Source organism: Fodinicurvata sediminis DSM 21159 (assembly GCF_000420625.1).
In the GTDB taxonomy this organism is placed as follows: Bacteria; Pseudomonadota; Alphaproteobacteria; order Kiloniellales; family DSM-21159; genus Fodinicurvata; species Fodinicurvata sediminis.
Genome location: NZ_ATVH01000013.1, coordinates 185,012 through 203,063 on the forward strand (window position 1 = coordinate 185,012; position 18,052 = coordinate 203,063).

Sequence of the window (18,052 nt, forward strand, 5' to 3'; positions counted from 1 at the left end):
ACGTCGATCCAAACAGCCTTTACAGCAGCGGACTCCGAAGGAGAGCAGACCATGACCGAAACGACGCCTAAGCACGTCAACTTCAACGGCCGGATCGTGATGATCGGTTTCGGCTCGATCGGCCAGGGTGTCCTGCCCCTGCTGCGCCGCCATGTCGGCGTGGCACCGGAGAACATTGTCATCATCAATCCCGACCCAGAGCCGGAGCCAATTGCCGCCGAATACGACGCCGCCTACATCACGAAGGGACTTACCCTCGACAATTACCGCGAAGTGCTTGGGCGTTACCTGGGCGCGGGGGATTTCCTGCTCAATCTCTCGGTGGATGTCTCCTCGGTGGACCTGGCGCGCTATGCCCACGAAGTGGGTGCCCTCTATCTCGACACCTGCATCGAGCCCTGGCTCGGATCCTATGTCGACGACAATCTCACACCCTCACAGCGGTCGAACTACGCCCTGCGCGAAGAGATGCTGGCCGCACGCCGCGAACTGGGCGCCGGCCCAACCGCTGTCATCACCCACGGTGCCAATCCCGGCCTGGTCAATCACTTCGTCAAGGTCGCGCTGCAGGATATTGCCAGGGATCTGGGCCACAGCCTGCCGGAAGGCCAGAGCCAGCAGAGTTGGAGTGGACTGGCACAGAAGCTGGGCGTCAGCACCATACATATCGCCGAACGCGACACGCAGCGCAGTCGCACACCCAAGGACGTGGATGAATTCATCAACACCTGGTCCATCGACGGCTTCTACAGTGAAGGCCTTCAGCCGGCAGAGCTGGGCTGGGGCACACACGAGAAGGCCCTGCCGGCCGACGGCGCACGCCACGACTTCGGCGCCGATGCAGCCATCTATCTTGAACGCCCTGGCGCTGCCACCCGGGTGCGAACCTGGACCCCACAGGCCGGACCGATACATGGCTTTCTCATCACCCATAACGAAGCCATCTCGCTGCCCGATTACCTGACACATCGCGAGGATGGCCAGGTCGTCTATCGCCCCACGGTCCACTATGCCTACCACCCCTGCGACGCCGCGGTGCTCAGCTTGCACGAACTGGCCGGGCGCGGCTGGAAGATGCAATCCCGAAGGCGGCTGATCGTCGAGGAAGTGACCGATGGCATGGACGAATTGGGTGTCCTGCTGGCGGGCCATGGCAAGAATGCCTACTGGTATGGCTCGCAATTGACCATAGAAGAAGCCCGGCGGCTCGTGCCGCACAACAATGCCACCTCCCTGCAGGTGACCGTTGCTGTCCTCGCGGGCCTGGTCTGGGCCATCGAGAACCCCGAGGCCGGCATTGTCGAGCCCGAGGAACTGGATCACGCACGCATCCTGGAGATCTGTGAACCCTATCTGGGCCGCATGACCGGGGCCTACACCGATTGGACCCCGCTGACCGGACGCGGGACGCTGTTCCGCGAAGACCTGGACCTGGACGACCCTTGGCAGTTCCACAACGTCCGCGTTGTCTGAACCGGGAACCTCTTCACAGAGGACAGAATTTCCCGTCCTCGACAGGCGCCGGGAAAAAGCTGCCGAGTGAACGCTCATTCCCTGAAAGGCGCACAGATAACTCCTTGATTCTTCGTGGTTCCACGTGAGGGCCGAAACTGGCATCGCTCTTGCTTTCACCACTGGCATGAGCATGGGAATCGAAAGCCAGAACCACATACGCCAGAACGAGCAGGGTCCGCGCAACTACGGCGCCTACTCCGAGGGTGCGCATCGTCCCGGGGAGATGAAGGTCCCCGAGCATGATGATCTCAGCTTCTGGGACGTCTTGGATGTCGTCAATCCGCTGCAGCACATTCCGGGCGTCAACATGGCCTATCGGGCCATCACCGGGGACCAGATGGAAGCCCCGGCCCGGATTCTGGGTGGCATGCTCTATGGCGGCCCGACCGGCTTCGTCTCGGCCATTGCCAACAGTCTGCTGGAAGAAGGCACTGGACGTGACATGGGCGAGACGGTGATTGCCCAGGTGTTCGGTGAGGACGCCGCACCCATCGACAAGGGCGGACAGCAATATGCCTCCAACGAATCCGGAAGCCGCAGCGCCGCAGCCGAGCAAGCGCCAGCCCAGATGACCCAGAGCAACGAGAGCGCGCGTCAGTCGAGTGTGGACACGCGCACCGCCCCTGCCTCAGGATCAGATACAGGAGAATTGACGGGCATGGATGCCTTGCGCGCCTTTGCCTCGGACCAACAGGCCTCTCCCAGTTCAGCCCAGCAAAGTCATGCCGTACCTGGGAAAAAGTCCGTGCCCGAGGACAAGAAGGACGGAGACTATTACGCGCTGAACCCCTCCGCGACTCTGCCGACCACGGCCGCCACAACAGCCAATCCAGCAGACGGCGGCCAGCCGGGCGAGATTCAGCAAGCCCAGGCCCCCTTGTCGGCCCCTGCGAACCGGAGTACCGGCGGCCCGCCCCCGGCGGACAGTTTCATGCCTCTGGATAGAGGCAGCCTGCGTGGGCGCACGGCAGCCGCAAGCGAACGTCCACCGCTTCCCGAAAGCGTGAGCGGCGCCGCAGCTGATCAGAAAATGTCGGCGGGCTCGATGCAGGGTGGAGAGACAATGGGCCTGCCTGGTTCCGCCATGAACGTGATGCCCGGTGAACCCAGGGACGAGAGCCGTCCACTCCCCGCAGCCCCCGGCCTGTCAGCTCCAAACGATTCTGCCTTCCGCGACATGAATGCCACGGGTCAGACGGGCGGCAACGTGGCCGAACAGATGAAGGCCGCCCTTCTGAAGTACCAGGCCCTGGAGGACGAGTGACCCTCTGATCGGTCTCGTCCTCGCCGCTCCCGGCTCATGCCCTCAGCCGTTGATCAGGGCCTTCAGCTGTCGGTTGGCAACGGTCAGCATGGCCAGGTCGGGACTCTGGGCATTCAAAACCTCGCCCAACAGCTGATCCAGGCGATTAACCTGAAGGAAGCGCTGCTCGGTCCAGATCTTCAGCGCATCTTCCGGAGCGCGGTCCTTTTCGGTCAGGCTCAGCACCTCGGCCGTGATATTTGCCTGATAGTCATAAATATCGTCGACCAGCGCCGTTATGGCAGACCGTGTCCAGGCCGCATCCCGGGGCAGCCGGGCGGCCGTCCGTCTCAGCCAGTCACATCCAAAGCGTGCACCGACATCGAAATAGAGACTGGCCGTCTTCTTGACGCTGCGCCCTGAGGTCTGGGCCAACTGGATGATGTCGCTGGCCGGAGTCATGTGCTTCAGACCGGCAACGCGCCATGCCAGACTTTCCGGTACGCCGTTGGCCACGTACTCACGCGCCTCCTGTTCCAGCAGACCCTTGTCAGGTTCCTCCAGCAGTTCGGGCAAGGCCTCGAAGAGTTCCTTACTCCCCTTGCCGTGCCGTTCCACCGTGGCACGGATGTCCAGCGGCTTCTCACCCTGGCGCAGGAAGCGCAGGCTGATCCTCTCGGCCAGACGGCCGCATTCGGTCAGCAGTTTGGCCTGCAGGTCGGTATCGATCTTGTTGTCCAGGGTCTCGATTTCCTGCCAGAGCTCGGGCAGGCCTAGGGAATCCCGGGCGGCCACATAGGCACGCAGAACCTGTTCGGGACTTTCGCCCGTGCGCTCCATCATCTCGAAGACGAAGGTAATGCCCAGGCGGTTGATCACTTCGTTCGTCAACTGCGTCGCCAGTATCTCCCGGCGCAGCCGATGCTCCCGGGCGTACTTGGCATACTTCTGCTGCAGGGGCTGCGGGAAGTATTCCAGCAGGTCACGGTCCAGCCAGCTGTCGTCCGGCAGGGAGGATTCGACCAGCGGCTCATAGAGTGTGATCTTTGCATAGGCCAGCAGAACCGCCAGTTCGGGACGCGTCAGACCGATGTTGGCCGTGGCGCGATCCTTCAGCGTTTCGTCATCCGGCAGGGCCTCGAGACTGCGATTGAGCAAATCCGCCTTCTCCAGGGCCCGTATGAAACGCGCGAAGCGGTCCAGCAGGCGCACGCCCAGCCGATTGCTGATGCTGATGGTCTGGGTCTGGAGGTAATTGTCCTTCAGGACCAAGGCTGCAACCTCTTCGGTCATCTCCTCAAGCAGCGCGTTGCGGCGCTTGCGGCTCAGTTTCCCGGCCTCGACCGCACCACGCAGCAGGATCTTGATGTTGACCTCGTGGTCGGAACAGTCGACGCCGGCCGAGTTGTCGATGGCATCTGTGTTGATCCGTCCGCCCGCCATCGCGAACTCGATGCGCGCCTCCTGGGTCATGCCCAGGTTGGCGCCCTCGCCGATCACACGGACATTCAGATCGCGTCCGTCGACACGGATGGGATCGTTGTTGCGGTCACCGACCTCGGCGTTGCTTTCCGAGGAGGCCTTGATGTAGGTGCCGATTCCCCCGAACCACAGCAGGTCGGCCTGGGCCTTCAGGATGGCCGTGACCAGCTCGTTGGGCGTGACTTTGTCCTTCTCCAACCCGAGGCAGGCCTTCATTTCCGCACTGACCGGAATCGACTTGGCCTTGCGGTCGAAGACACCGCCGCCCTTCGAGATCAGCTTGCTGTCGTAATCCGTCCAGCTGCTGCGCGGCAGATCGAACAGGCGCTTGCGCTCCTTCCAGGAGGCCTCGGCATCGGGGTCGGGATCCACGAAGATATGCAGGTGATTGAACGCACCGATCAGGCGGATGTGTTTCGACAACAGCATACCGTTACCGAAGACGTCGCCCGACATATCACCCACGCCAATGACCGTGAAGTCCTCTTCCTGGGTGTTGTGCCCCACTTCCCGGAAATGACGCTTGACGGACTCCCAGGCACCGCGTGCGGTGATGGCCATTTCCTTGTGGTCGTACCCTTCGGAGCCACCCGAGGCGAAGGCATCGTCCAGCCAAAAGCCGTAGTCGGCCGCCACGCCATTGGCAATGTCCGAGAAGGTTGCCGTGCCCTTGTCGGCCGCCACCACCATGTAGGGATCGTCGTCGTCGTAGCGCACCATATTCTCGGGGGGCACCACCTTGCCTTCGACCAGGTTGTCGGTGACATCCAGCAAGGCGCGAATGAAGGTCTTGTAGGACTCGATGCCCTCGTTCATCACGGCATCGCGGCCGGCCTCGGGCCCGGGCAAGCGTTTGGGCACGAAGCCGCCCTTGGCCCCCACAGGCACGATGACCGCGTTCTTCACCTGCTGTGCCTTGACCAGGCCCAGGATCTCGGTACGGAAGTCCTCGCGCCGGTCGGACCAACGCAGCCCGCCGCGGGCCACGGCGCCGAAACGCAGGTGCACGCCCTCCACCCGTGGAGAATAGACGAAGATCTCGCGGAAGGGCCTTGGCTGTGGCAACTCCTCCAGCATTTCGGCATCGAACTTGAACGAGATGTAGGACTTCAGCGCGCCTGTCTCATCGCGCTGGAAATAGTTCGTGCGCAGCATGGACAGGACGAGATTGAGATACCGCCGCAGGATGCGATCCTCGTCCAGGTTGGTGACATCGTCGAGAGCGGCTTCGATCTCCGTCACCAGCTGGGCACAGTCCTTCTCGGTCTGCTTGCGATTGCGCGCACGCTTCGGGTCGAAGCGACGCAGGAACAGCTCCGAAATCTGGCGGGTCAGACCTGCGTTCCGCGCCAGCGTGTCCTCCATGTAGGCCTGACTGAAGGGTATCTGCGTCTGCCTCAGATAACGGCAGAAGGCGCGCATGATGCGAATTTCCCGGGCCGCCAGACCGGCGGCCAGGACCAGGCGGTTGAAGCCGTCGTTCTCGAGCCGGCCGGACCAGACCAGCTGGAAGACTTCATGAAAGTCCTCCCGGTACTTCTCGACATCCAGGTCGCTCGAGGACTGGCGCTCCAGTTCGAAATCATGGATCCAGATCTCGCGCGGCGCTTCCTTGCCCTTCTTCTGGTCGTCATCCAGTTTCAGCACATAGGGCACCTCGCCGATGACCCGCAGGCCCATGTTCTCCAGCATGGGCATGACATCGCTCAGATGCACAGGCCGGTCCGGCACGAAAACCTTGAAGTTCAGTTGCTCGGCATCAGATCCGGCAGGGCGATAAAGGTCCATTTCTATGGCAGGTCCTTCATCATCCAGCTTCTCCATCAACTGGATATCCTTCAGCGCCTGCTTCTCGGTGAAGCGCTCCTTGTAAGCCGCCGAAAAGGCCCGGCCATAGCAGCGCAGCAGGCCATGCCCGCGCTGCTCCCCGTAGTGCTCGATCAAACAGCGTTCCAGGCTGTCGACCCAGGAGCGCGCCGTATAGGCAATGCGGCTTTCCAGCTCGCGGACATCCACCTTGGGAACCTTGCCGCGCTTGGTGGCGACGATGATATGCAGGCGGGCCAGCGGCGAATCGCCCAGCATCGTCTGGAAGGAACTCACTTCGCCGGCATAGGCTTCGGTCACGATGTCCTGCAGCTTGTACCGCAGGTTCGTGTCGAAGCGATCGCGCGGAACGTAGATCAGGCAGGAAACGAAGCGCTCGAAGGGATCCTTGCGTACGAACAGGGCCGTACGCTGGCGTTCCTGCAGGTTCAGGATGCCCAGCGCGATCTTGGTCAGCTCATCCTGGTGAATCTGGAAAAGCTCGTCGCGCGGGAAGGTCTCAAGGATATGCAGCAGGGCCTTCCCGTTGTGACTGCCCGGCACGAACCCTGCCTGCTCGATAGTCTCGTCCACCTTGTGCCGCAGCAGGGGTATGTGCCGGGGACTGCGCGAATAGGCCGTCGAGGTGAACAGGCCGATGAACAGGCGTTCGCCGACCACCTCGCCCTTGGTGTTGAAGGTCTTGACGGCGATGGTGTCCAGGTGAGTCGGCCGATGCACGGTGGAGCGGCTGTTGGCCTTTGTGATGCGCAGCAACTCGGCCTTCTTCAACCAGTCCTGGACATCGGGCGGCAGCTTGCCCAGATCGCGCAGGCCATCGAAAACCGAGAATTGAGGATCGCGCAACAGACCCAGGCCGCTTTCGGTATCGATCTCGGCCACCGCGTTCTTTCCCTTGCCGGTAAAGCGGTATTCCCGAAAGCCCAGATAGGTGAAGTGGTCGTCGTCCAGCCACTCCAGGAAGGCGATCCCCTCGGATATCTCATCGCGCGGCAGACGCGGCGGATCACGGTCCAGTTCCTTGATGATATCCCAGCAGCGCTGCCGCATCAGGCGCCAGTCCTCGACCGAGGCGCGTACGTCCTCCAGAACTGCGGACAGGGTTTTCTCGATCTTCTTGTGACGGGATTTCGGCTGCTCGCTGATCAGCAGCAGCATGTTCGATTCCGGGCGGCCAATGTTCTGGGGATCTGCAGGATCGGCAACGGAAGTCAGGTTGCCCGCATCATCGCGTTCGACCAGAAGGATCGGGTGGACGACAAGATAGACCTCGATTTCCAGCTGGTTCAGCGCCGCGGTCACCGAATCCACCAGGAAGGGCATGTCGTCGTTGACGATCTCAAGCGCGCTGTGCTGGCTCGTCCAGCCATCCTGTTTCGCATCTGGATTGTAGACGCGAAGCTTGGCCGTCCGGGCCTGGCGCTGTCCCGCAAAGTGCCAGAGCGAGGCGATGGCTCCGGCCAGGTTCTCCGGCGTCTCGTCCAGAATATCCTCGGGCGGCGCATCATCCAGGAAGGCCTTGGCGAATTCCTGCGCAATCTTGGCCTGGGCACTGTCCTTCAACTTGCTCTCGAATGTCGAAAGCGTTTGGGAGACAAGATCCGACTTCTGATCCTCGCTGATGGTAACCATGGAGCGCCCTCTTTATTCTGCCGATCGTGCGGCACACCCGGAATTGTTCTTCTTCGCTCGGTGCGGGAAAGCCACAGGCAGAGCCGGCCTGTTTCCCGCAACGCGCGACAAGAGCTTTCATATGCACGATAACACTGCCCGAAAAATCGGCAAGGAGGCAGTTCCCCGATCAAAGGCGCCCAGTCCTCTGCCCCGCCCATGACTATCCAAACTGGAGTTCTGTCCCAGGATTGAGGTGATTTCCCCTCGCAGCTTTGCCACAATCCGACGCCAGCGGAACTATGATTTCACATGCCTTGAGGAACAGGGAATGCCGCAAAGCACCACGGCCCAGAGGCCCGTTTCGGATCAGTTGCGCGACATCATGGACAGGCTGACACCTTCCGAGCGCCGGGCGGCACGCGTGCTGATGAGCCACTATCCCATGGCCGGACTGGAAAGCATCACCGTCTTTGCCCGACGGGCCGGAGTCAGTGGGGCTACCATCCTGCGCCTGCTGGGCAAGCTGGGCTTTTCCGGTTACCCCGAATTCCAGTCGGTGTTGCGCAGCGAATTGACCACCCGTCTGTCCTCGCCGCTGGGCCGTTGGGAGGTCCAACAGCAGGAGGACGCGCCCGAAAAGGATTTTCTAAGCCGCTTCGGCGCCCAGGTCAGCGAGAACATCGAACAGACCATCGACAGTCTGTCGCGCAGCGAATTCGACGCCATCGTCGAGCTGCTCTGTCAGCCCAAACGTCCGCTCTATGTCCTGGGGGGACGTTTCACCTCTGCCCTGGCGCACTATCTCTTCCTGCACCTGCGTGCCGTGCGCGCCAATGTTCACGAAGTGGGCGGACAGAGCGCAGCCTGGCCGGACCAGCTTCTGGATCTGGGGCGCAACGACGTCCTGGCCGCATTCGACGTGCGCCGTTACCAGCCCGACATTGCCGCTTTCGTGAACGAGGCGGCACGGCGCAGGACACGTATCATTCTGTTCACCGACGAATGGATGTCGCCGGCCGTCGCCCAGGCAGACCACGTCATTGCAGTACGTACCGTCAGCCCCTTCGGCTGGGACTCCTCGGCCGCCTTGATGATGACGGTGGAGGCCCTGATTGCCGCCGTCATGGACCGCCTGGGCGACAGCTTCGCCGACCGCCTGAAGGATCTGGAGGCGGTACGTACGGCCTGGGCCCTTCCAGTACCCGATACGGACAAATGATCAGCTTGAGAGGGGGCACAAGCCAATGAACAGATAATTTCAGAATTGACATTATTTTCCATACTTGGAAAAAGTTATCCAATCCGATCCTGCAGCGGCGCAAAGCTGCGCAGCTTCGGACTTGAACTTGCGGAAAATCCTCAATTCGGCGCATGGAAACTGTGCAGCCGGACAATCAAACAGGGAGCGGGTGCATGCGGGCAGTAGACGTGAAGACTGCGGAAGATGCCGTCAAACTGATACGTGAGCGGGACGTCAAGGACATCAAGGTTGCGGTTTTCGACAGCGACGGGATCATGCGCGGCAAGTACATGTCGCGCGAAAAGTTCCTCTCGGCGCTGGAAGGCGGCTTCGGTTTCTGTGACGTGGTGCTGGGCTGGGATTCCCACGACCAGATGTACGACAACACCAGCTTCACCGGCTGGCACACTGCCTATCCCGACGCGCAGGTGCGCATATTACCCGAGACCTGCCGGGAACTTCCGCTCGAGGACAACACGCTGCTTTTCCTGGGCGAGTTCGCGGACAAGGGCGAAGCTGTCTGTCCGCGCGGTGTTCTACGCCGTGTGCTGAAACGCGCCGCCGACATGGGCTTTGCGCCCCAGGCCGCCTGCGAGTTCGAGTTCTTCCTGTTCGACGAAACACCCCAGAGCATCCGCGAGAAGAACTACCAGGACCTGAAGTGCATCACGCCGGGCTTCTTTGGCTACTCCGTGCTGCGCAACTCCGTCTTCTCGGAATTCTATCAAGACCTGATGCACCTGGGCCGTGAAATGGACTTCCCCATAGAGGGCCTGCACACCGAGACCGGCCCCGGCGTCCTGGAAGCCGCCATCGCCGTCGACGACGCCCTGTCCGCCGCCGACAAGGCCGCGCTGTTCAAGACCTTCACCAAGGTACTGGCCCAGCGCAATGGCTGGATGGCCACCTTCATGGCCAAGTGGTCGCCCGACTGGCCGGGCCAGAGCGGCCACATCCACATCTCGCTGAAGGACGCGAAGAGCGGCGAACCCGTCTTCCACGATCCTTCCAAGAACAACGCCATTAGCGACAGCATGCGCCACTTCATCGGCGGCCAGCAGAAGCTGATGCCCGAACTGGCAGCCATGATCGCCTGCACGGTGAACAGCTACACGCGCCTCATCCCGGGCTTCTGGGCGCCGACGGCTGCGACCTGGGGCTTCGAGAATCGCACCACGGCGCTGCGTGCCATCGGTGGATCCCCCAAGGCGCAGCGGGTGGAATACCGCATTTCCGCGGCCGACATCCATCCCCATATCGCGCTTGCCGCCGCCCTCGGCTCCGGGCTCTGGGGCATCGAGAACGAGATCGAACCGACAGCCCCGGTGGTAGGCAATGCCTACGAGAAGAAAACCACCCGCAGCCAGCAGCTGCCCCGCACCCTGAGCGAAGCCGCCGAACGGCTGCAGCGTTCAAAGGTGGCCAACGAACTGTTCGGCAAGGACTTCGTGGAACACTATGCCGCCACGCGCGAATGGGAAGATCGCGAGGCCCGCAAGGCCATTACGGACTGGCAGCTCAACCGCTACTTCGAGATTATTTGAGGAACCAACCAGATGACTGAAATGCTGAAGACCGTCAGTCCCGTTGACGGAAGCGTCTATGTGGAACGCCCGCTCGCCGACGAGGGAGAGTTGGACCGGGCCCTTGAACGCGCCCGCCAGGGCCAGCGCATCTGGCGGAATACCCCCGTTGAAAAGCGCTGTGCCATTCTCAGCCGCGCCATCGACTATCTGGTCGAGCGCAAGGACCAGCTTTCCGAGCAGGTTGCCTGGCAGATGGGCCGCCCGATTTCCCAGGCGCCGGCCGAGGTCGGCGGCATGGAGGAACGCGCACGCCACATGATCGAGATTGCCCCCGAGGCACTGGCCGACATCCGGCCGACGCCCAAGGACGGCTTCGAGCGTTTCATCCGGCGCGAGCCCCAGGGCATTGTCGCCATCATCGCACCCTGGAACTATCCCTTCCTGACCTCGGTCAACGCCGTCATCCCGGCACTCGCAGCCGGCAACGCGGTCATCCTCAAGCCCTCGCACCAAACGCCGCTGTCCGCAGAGCGCTATGCCGAAGCCTTCGCTGCCGCCGGCCTGCCCGAGGGCGTGTTCCAGCCACTGCACCTTTCCCATCCGATCTCCGAGAAGATGATGGCCGACCCGCGCGTCAACTTTGTCTGCTTCACCGGCTCGGTTAAGGGCGGACATACGGTGCAGAAAGCCATCTCGAACCACTTTGCCGGTGCCGGACTCGAACTGGGCGGCAAGGACCCGGCCTACGTGCGCGCCGACGCCGACCTGCAGCATGCCGTGGACAGCCTGGTGGACGGCAGTTTCTTCAACTCCGGACAGTCCTGCTGCGGTATCGAGCGCATCTACGTGGATTCCAAGCTCTATGACAGCTTCGTCGAGGCCTTCGTCGCACAGACCCGTGGCTATCGCCTGGGCAACCCGCTGGAGACCGAAACGACCATCGGTCCGATGGTGCGCCCCGCCGCCGCCGACTTCGTGCGCGGCCAGGTCAAGGAGGCCGTGGAGGCCGGTGCGCGCGCCCTAGTGGATCCCGCCGAGTTCCCTGCCAACGAGGAGGGCTCGGCTTATCTGGCGCCGCAGGTTCTGGTGGACGTGGATCACGACATGCGGGTGATGCGCGAGGAAACCTTCGGCCCGATTGCGGCGATCATGAAGGTGAATTCCGATGAGGAAGCCATCTCGCTGATGAATGACAGCGACTTTGGCCTGACGGCCGCTGTCTGGACCTCGGACGCCGAAGCCGCCCAGCGCATCGGCGATGCGGTGGAAACCGGCACCTTCTTCATGAACCGCTGCGATTACCTGGACCCGGCGCTTGCCTGGACCGGCGTCAAGGATTCGGGCCGCGGCTGCACGCTGTCACGCCTGGGCTATGAATCCCTGACACGGCCCAAGTCCTTCAATCTTCGCACGAAGCTCTGACTCGTAACACCAGATGCAGCCACTCTGCGCGCCACGATCTCAAGAGGACATCCGACCATGACCGAGCTTTCCGGAAACTGGGGTTATCCCACCAACATATGGGCCGGCCCCGGCCGCATCCACGAGCTGCCCGAAGCCTGCCGCCAGCTGGGCATTTCACGCCCCCTGCTGATCACCGACGCAGGCCTGAAGGATGCACCCATTGTCCAGGAGACCCTCGCCATCGCTGAGGGTGAGGGCCTGCACACCACACTCTTCGCCGAGGTGAAGGGCAACCCGGTAGGCGCGAATGTGGACGCCGGAGTCACGGCCTATCGTGAAGGCGGGCATGACGGCATCATTGCCTTTGGCGGCGGCAGCGGCCTGGATGCCGCCAAGGCCGTGGCGCTCATGGTCGGACAGACGCGTCCCATCTGGGACTTCGAGGATGTGGGCGACAACTGGAAGCGTGCGAACGCCGAGGCCATCGCGCCGGTGGTGGCGGTTCCCACAACGGCGGGCACCGGCTCGGAAGTGGGCCGCGCCTCGGTCATCACCAACGAGGCCACGCACGAGAAGAAGATCATCTTCCATCCGCGCATGCTGCCGGGAATCGTCATCGAGGATCCGGGCCTGACCATCGGACTGCCGGCCAAGGTCACCGCGGCGACAGGACTGGACGCCTTCGTGCATTGCTTCGAGGCCTATTGCGCGCCGGGTTTCCACCCCCTGGCCGACGGTTTCGCCATCGAGGGCATGCGGATCATCAAGGAATTCCTGCCGCGTGCTTACGAGAATGGCGAGGATATCGAGGCGCGCGCCAACATGCTGGCCGCCGCCAGCATGGGGGCGGCAGCCTTCCAGAAGGGCCTGGGCGCCGTTCACGCCATCGCCCATCCTGTGGGCGCGCTTTACGATACCCACCACGGGCTGACCAACGCGATCATCCTGCCCTATGTGATGCAGCACAACCGCCCGGTCATTGCCGAGCGCATGGACCTGGTGGCACGCGTGCTGGACCTGCCCAAGGGCGGTTTCGACGGCGTGTTGGACTGGGTGCTGGAATTCCGGGAAGCGATGAACATCCCCAACAGCCTGGCCGAGATCGGCGTCGATGCCGAGCGATCTGCCGACATCGGCCGCATGGCCATCGAGGACCCCTCGGCCGGCGGCAACCCGCAGCAACTGACCGCAGAGACCCTTGAGCATATCTTCCTTTCGGCCCAGAGCGGGACCCTGCGGGAGGCCGTGTAATGGCACAGCTGCGCATCCTGGTGGTGGACGGCAACACGCCACAGCTCAACGATGCGCATGCCTCGCTGGGCGGAACACGGACTGCCGATCACTACATTTCCGTGCTCAAGTCGCTCAATCCCGACGTGGAATGCGACAGCGTCCATCCCGCCGACACCTCTGGTGGCAGCCTGCCCCTGAGCGGGGAACTGGCTGCCTATGACGGGATCGCCTGGACCGGTTCGGCCCTCAACGTCTACAACGACGAGCCGGAGGTGACGCGCCAGGTGGACCTGGCGCATGCCGCCTTTGCCTCGGGCACACCCATCTTCGGCAGTTGCTGGGGGCTGCAGGTGGCCACCGTGGCCGCCGGCGGCGAAGTCCGGGCCAATCCGCTGGGCCGCGAAATCGGCTTCGCCCGGCGCATACGTCTTCTGGGGGAAGGTGGATCGCACCCCTTGCTGGCCGGCAAGGACCCGGTCTTTGACGCCATCTGCGTGCATCTGGACGAGGTTTCAGTGGAACCGCCGGGCATGACGGTGCTGGCCGGCAACGACGTCAGCCGCATCCAGGCCGCCGAGATTCGCCACGATAACAGCGTCTGCTGGGCCGTGCAGTATCATCCGGAGTATGATTTCAACGAGATCGCCACGGTCATCCTGCGCTACCGTGATCGCATGCTCTCGGATGGCTTCTTTCCCGACATGCCGACCCTGGAACGCTTCACCAAGGACCTGAAGGCCCTGCAGGCCGATCCTGACCGCAAGGACCTGGGCTGGCTCTACGGCCTCAATGGAATGGTCCTGAATGCTGCCGCGCGCAATCGCGAACTGGGCAACTGGCTGGACCAGCTGGTCATCCCGACCGCCCGCGCGCGGGGCCGCGGCTGATTCGGATCGCCTGCCTTCTGCGTTCAATGGGTTGATCGCAGACAGTGAAGCGTTCCACAATGCTGCCGCGAATCGGGGGCGCCCCGATGATCGCACGGGCCAGGGAAGGCGGCTCGGAACGGGGGACTCATGAAGGTGCGTAGATATCTTCGGGCTGCGACGGCGTGCGGCCTGGCTGTTATGGCCAGTGGCTGCGGGCTGGCCGACGCACCGCTCATTGATCCAGCGGGACCGCAAGCCCTTGCGGAACGCAACCTGCTGCTCACCGCCCTGGCCCTGATGATGGTCGTGGTGATTCCCGTTTTCGCCATGACCTTCTTCTTCGTGCTGCGCTATCGCAGTTCGAACAGCAAGGCGCGCTATGATCCCGACTGGTCCTACTCAGGCCTGGTCGATACCGTCATCTGGGTCGTGCCGGCGCTCATCGTGATCGCCCTGGGGATCCTGCTCTGGAATGCTACACACAAGCTGGATCCCTACAAGCAGCTGCACACACAGGAAGAAGCGCTCGAGGTCCAGGTCGTGGCCCAGGACTGGAAGTGGCTGTTCATCTATCCCGAGCAGGGCGTCGCCTCGGTCAACGAGCTGGCCTTTCCCAGTGACCGCCCGCTCAGCCTGCGTATCACCTCCGACACCGTAATGAATTCCTTCCATATCCCGGCGTTGGCTGGACAGATCTATGCCATGGCGGGGATGCAGACACGCCTCAACCTGCTGGCCGACGCACCCGGGACCTTCACGGGGCGCAATGTCCAGTACAGCGGCGACGGTTTTTTCGGCCAGCACTTCAAGGCAATCGCCCAGACAGGAGAAGACTTCGATGACTGGGTGGAACAGGCCCGCAAGGCCCCGGATTCGCTTGATTCAGACAGCTACAAGGCGCTGGCGAAACCCAGCAGCAATCATCCCGTGACCTATTATGCTGACGTGAAGGAAAACCTGTTCCAGGACATCATTGCGAAGTACGCCGCGCGTCCAGACTCGCAGGCGGCGCACACCCAGATCTCTTCCGAATCCGTCGAGGAATCCCGGAATGCTAGGTAAACTGACCCTCGACGCCCTGCCCTTCTACAGCTGGGTCGCGATGGGAGGTGCCGGCCTGATCGTCTTTGGCGGTCTGGCCGTGGTCGCACTCATCACCTGGTTCGGCTTGTGGCGCTATCTCTGGAGCGAGTGGCTGACCAGCGTCGACCACAAGCGGGTCGGCATCATGTACATCGTGCTGGCGCTGGTCATGCTGCTGCGCGGCTTCATCGACGCCATCATGATGCGTGCCCAGCAGGCCTTTGCGCTGAATTCCGACGGCTACCTGCCACCCGACCACTTCGACCAGATCTTCTCCTCGCACGGCACGATCATGATCTTCTTCATGGCCATGCCGTTCCTGTCGGGCCTGATCAACGTCATCATGCCGCAGCAGATCGGGGCACGGGACGTGGCCTTTCCCTTCCTGAATTCGCTGAGCCTCTGGCTGAGCGCTGCCGGCGCCGCTCTGGTCATGATCTCCCTGGTCCTGGGCACCTTCTCGACCGCCGGCTGGACCGGCTATCCGCCTTATTCCGGGATTGCCTACAACCCCTCGGTGGGGGTCGACTACTGGATCTGGGCCATTCTGGTCAGCGGCGTGGGCACGACCCTGACCGGCATCAACTTCGTCGTCACGATCCTCAAGCGCCGTGCGCCGGGCATGAAGCTGCTGCGCATGCCGCTGTTCACCTGGACCGCCTTCTGTTCCAGCCTGCTGATGATCTTCGCCTTCCCGGCGCTCACTGTCGTGGTCTCCATGCTGGCCCTGGATCGCATATTCGGCCTGCACTTCTTCACGAATGCAGACGGCGGCAACATGATGAACTACATCAACCTTTTCTGGATCTGGGGCCATCCGGAGGTCTATATCCTGATCCTGCCGGCCTTCGGCATCTTCTCCGAAGTGGTGGCAACCTTCTCGCGCAAGCGCCTGTTCGGCTACACATCACTGGTCATCGCCACCATGGCGATCGGGCTGCTCTCCTTCACCGTCTGGCTGCACCACTTCTTCACCATGGGCTCCAGCGCCAACGTCAACGCCTTCTTCGGCGTCGCCACCATGGTCATCGCGGTGCCCACCGGCGTGAAGGTCTTCGACTGGCTGCTGACCATGTACCGGGGACGCATCGAGTTCCCGCCGCCAATGCTCTGGACGCTCGGCTTCATGGTGACCTTCGTCATCGGCGGCGTGACCGGTGTGCTGCTGGCCATGCCCCCGGTGGATTACCTGATGCACAACACGACCTTCCTGGTCGCGCACTTCCACAACATGCTGATCCCGGGCGTGCTCTTCGGCTTCTTCGCCGGCTACATGTACTGGTTTCCCAAGATGTTCGGCTTCACCCTGGACGAACGCTGGGGCGCCCGCGCCTTCTGGTGTTGGATTATCGGCTTCTATCTCGCCTTCATGCCGCTATATGTCCTGGGCTTCATGGGCATGCCGCGACGCCTGGAACAGTACAATGTGGCGGAGTGGCAACCCTACCTGATCGTTGCGGCTTTGGGCGCCGTGGTCGTCCTCTTCGGGATCGCCTGCATGATCATCCAGCTTGTTGTCAGCATTCGCACCCGCCATGACCGACGGGACCTGACCGGCGATCCCTGGAACGGACGCACCCTGGAATGGATGACCGCCTCGCCGCCGGCAGCCTACAACTTCGCTGTGCCGCCCCAGGTGGAAAGCATCGATGCCTTCCACGAGATGAAGAAGCAGGGCAAGGCCGAGGCGCTACCGCAACACTACAGCGACATCGAACTGCCGCGCAGCACAGCCTCCGGGGTCGTTTTGGGCGTCCTGGCTTTCCTGCTCGGCTTTGCCATGGTCTGGCATATCTGGTGGCTGGCCATTGCCGCCCTGGCGGCCATTGCCGGCACCATCATTGCACGCAGCTTCGATGATGAGCGTGAATACAGACTTCCGGCCGAAGAGGTCGAACGCATCGAAACCCGCCACCGCCAACTGCGCCAGGCCGCAGCACGCTGGGCGGCTGATCCGGCCAGCGGCCGGACTGCAGAGGATGACACACCGACTTCCCAGGGACAGACGCCATGACGGCCCAGGACAGAGTCCACTCCGCCGCTGAAGGCGCCGCAAATGCGGACGTTTATGAAGAGCGGACCCTCGGCTTCTGGCTCTACATGCTCAGCGATGCCGTCATCTTCGCCCTGCTGTTCGCGACCTACGTGGTCATGGCCGGCAACATTGCCGATGCCCCCTCGCCGCAAAGCCAGTTCAGCCTGTCGCACGCCTTCGGCGAGACCCTGCTGCTGCTGACCAGCAGTCTGACCTTCGGCCTGGCCAGCCTGGCCCAGAAAGCGAACCGGCCCCGCCTGCTTCAGGCCTTCCTGCTGGTCACCTTCCTGCTGGGCCTGGGCTTCGTCCTGATGGAACTCGTGGAGTTCCAGGGCATGATAGCCGCCGGCGCCAGCCCGGATCAGAGCGGCGCGCTCTCGTCGTTCTTCGTGCTGGTGGGCACGCATGGCCTGCATGTCTCAGTCGGATTGCTCTGGATCCTGGTCATAATGAGCCAGGTGGCCCTGAAGGGGCTCACCGCCCCCGTGTCCTCGCGCCTGGCCCGACTGGGCCTGTTCTGGCACTTCCTGGACATCATCTGGGTGGGCATATTCTCCGTGGTCTATCTGCCGGGAGTGCTGGAATGACCGATTCGTCCCCGAACAACACCGTGCAACCGGTCCTGCCAGGCCTGAGACGCTACCTGACCGGCTTCGTTCTGGCGCTGGTCCTGACGGTCATCCCCTTCGCCCTGGTCGCAACGGGCAGCTTGCCACAAACACAGACGCTGCTTGTTATCGCAGCCGCCGCCGTGGTCCAGATCCTGGTCCACCTGCGCTTCTTCCTGCACCTGGGCATCTCGACGACCCCCCGCGAAACCCTGCTGGCGATCGCCTTTGCCTGCGTGCTGATCTTCATCATGATCGGCGGCAGCCTCTGGATCATGTTCGACCTGCACCAGCGCATGTTTACCTGATCCCGGGGATGTCCCCGGGACGGCCGATTACCGCGCTTTCTAAAATCGTGGCTGGCCGTCCCGGA

The 18,052-nt window shown here is 62.6% G+C and carries 12 protein-coding genes; 11 read left to right on the forward strand and 1 reads right to left on the reverse strand.

Annotation, left to right across the window (positions count from 1 at the left end):
- The first annotated feature begins 51 nt into the window (after nucleotides 1-51).
- Together G502_RS0105930 and G502_RS21345 are read left to right on the forward strand one after the other, a co-directional pair.
- Nucleotides 52-1,473 carry a homospermidine synthase gene (locus tag G502_RS0105930; protein ID WP_022727742.1) on the forward strand — a complete coding sequence of 474 codons (1,422 nt, stop codon included), beginning with the start codon at nucleotides 52-54 and terminating at the stop codon, nucleotides 1,471-1,473.
- A gap of 172 nt (nucleotides 1,474-1,645) precedes the next feature.
- Nucleotides 1,646-2,779 carry a hypothetical protein gene (locus G502_RS21345; protein WP_022727743.1) on the forward strand — a complete coding sequence of 378 codons (1,134 nt, stop codon included), beginning with the start codon at nucleotides 1,646-1,648 and terminating at the stop codon, nucleotides 2,777-2,779.
- A 42-nt stretch (nucleotides 2,780-2,821) separates the two neighbouring features.
- On the opposite strand, the gene G502_RS0105940 is transcribed toward G502_RS21345, so the two are convergent.
- On the reverse strand, nucleotides 2,822-7,699 hold the full coding sequence (locus G502_RS0105940; RefSeq protein WP_022727744.1) for an NAD-glutamate dehydrogenase: 4,878 nt from the start codon (nucleotides 7,697-7,699) through the stop codon (nucleotides 2,822-2,824).
- A gap of 310 nt (nucleotides 7,700-8,009) precedes the next feature.
- Here G502_RS0105940 and G502_RS18900 point away from each other — a divergent pair, with 310 nt between their 5' ends.
- The 9 genes from G502_RS18900 (at nucleotide 8,010) to cyoD (ending at nucleotide 17,987) form a co-directional block, all read left to right on the forward strand.
- Complete coding sequence (locus tag G502_RS18900; RefSeq protein ID WP_022727745.1) at nucleotides 8,010-8,900, forward strand: MurR/RpiR family transcriptional regulator; 891 nt, start codon at nucleotides 8,010-8,012, stop codon at nucleotides 8,898-8,900.
- Between the two features lie 194 nt (nucleotides 8,901-9,094).
- On the forward strand, nucleotides 9,095-10,465 hold the full coding sequence (locus G502_RS0105950) for a glutamine synthetase family protein (protein ID WP_022727746.1): 1,371 nt from the start codon (nucleotides 9,095-9,097) through the stop codon (nucleotides 10,463-10,465).
- Between the two features lie 12 nt (nucleotides 10,466-10,477).
- The gene (locus G502_RS0105955) at nucleotides 10,478-11,869 is read left to right on the forward strand and encodes an aldehyde dehydrogenase family protein (protein ID WP_026989126.1); all 1,392 of its coding nucleotides are present in this window, start codon (nucleotides 10,478-10,480) and stop codon (nucleotides 11,867-11,869) included.
- Between the two features lie 57 nt (nucleotides 11,870-11,926).
- Nucleotides 11,927-13,102 carry an iron-containing alcohol dehydrogenase gene (locus G502_RS0105960; protein WP_022727748.1) on the forward strand — a complete coding sequence of 392 codons (1,176 nt, stop codon included), beginning with the start codon at nucleotides 11,927-11,929 and terminating at the stop codon, nucleotides 13,100-13,102.
- A complete protein-coding gene (locus tag G502_RS0105965; RefSeq protein WP_022727749.1) occupies nucleotides 13,102-13,971 on the forward strand; it encodes a type 1 glutamine amidotransferase in 870 nt (289 codons plus the stop codon). Before G502_RS0105960 ends, G502_RS0105965 begins: the two co-directional genes overlap by 1 nt.
- A 129-nt stretch (nucleotides 13,972-14,100) precedes the next feature.
- A complete protein-coding gene (cyoA, locus tag G502_RS18905) occupies nucleotides 14,101-15,015 on the forward strand; it encodes a ubiquinol oxidase subunit II (protein ID WP_211217804.1) in 915 nt (304 codons plus the stop codon).
- Nucleotides 15,005-17,050 carry a cytochrome o ubiquinol oxidase subunit I gene (cyoB, locus tag G502_RS18910; protein WP_022727751.1) on the forward strand — a complete coding sequence of 682 codons (2,046 nt, stop codon included), beginning with the start codon at nucleotides 15,005-15,007 and terminating at the stop codon, nucleotides 17,048-17,050. Before cyoA ends, cyoB begins: the two co-directional genes overlap by 11 nt.
- A complete protein-coding gene (gene cyoC / locus G502_RS0105980; protein ID WP_022727752.1) occupies nucleotides 17,047-17,658 on the forward strand; it encodes a cytochrome o ubiquinol oxidase subunit III in 612 nt (203 codons plus the stop codon). The genes cyoB and cyoC overlap by 4 nt, the downstream gene beginning before the upstream one ends.
- The gene (gene cyoD, locus G502_RS0105985) at nucleotides 17,655-17,987 is read left to right on the forward strand and encodes a cytochrome o ubiquinol oxidase subunit IV (protein WP_022727753.1); all 333 of its coding nucleotides are present in this window, start codon (nucleotides 17,655-17,657) and stop codon (nucleotides 17,985-17,987) included. Before cyoC ends, cyoD begins: the two co-directional genes overlap by 4 nt.
- The last annotated feature ends 65 nt before the right edge of the window (nucleotides 17,988-18,052 follow it).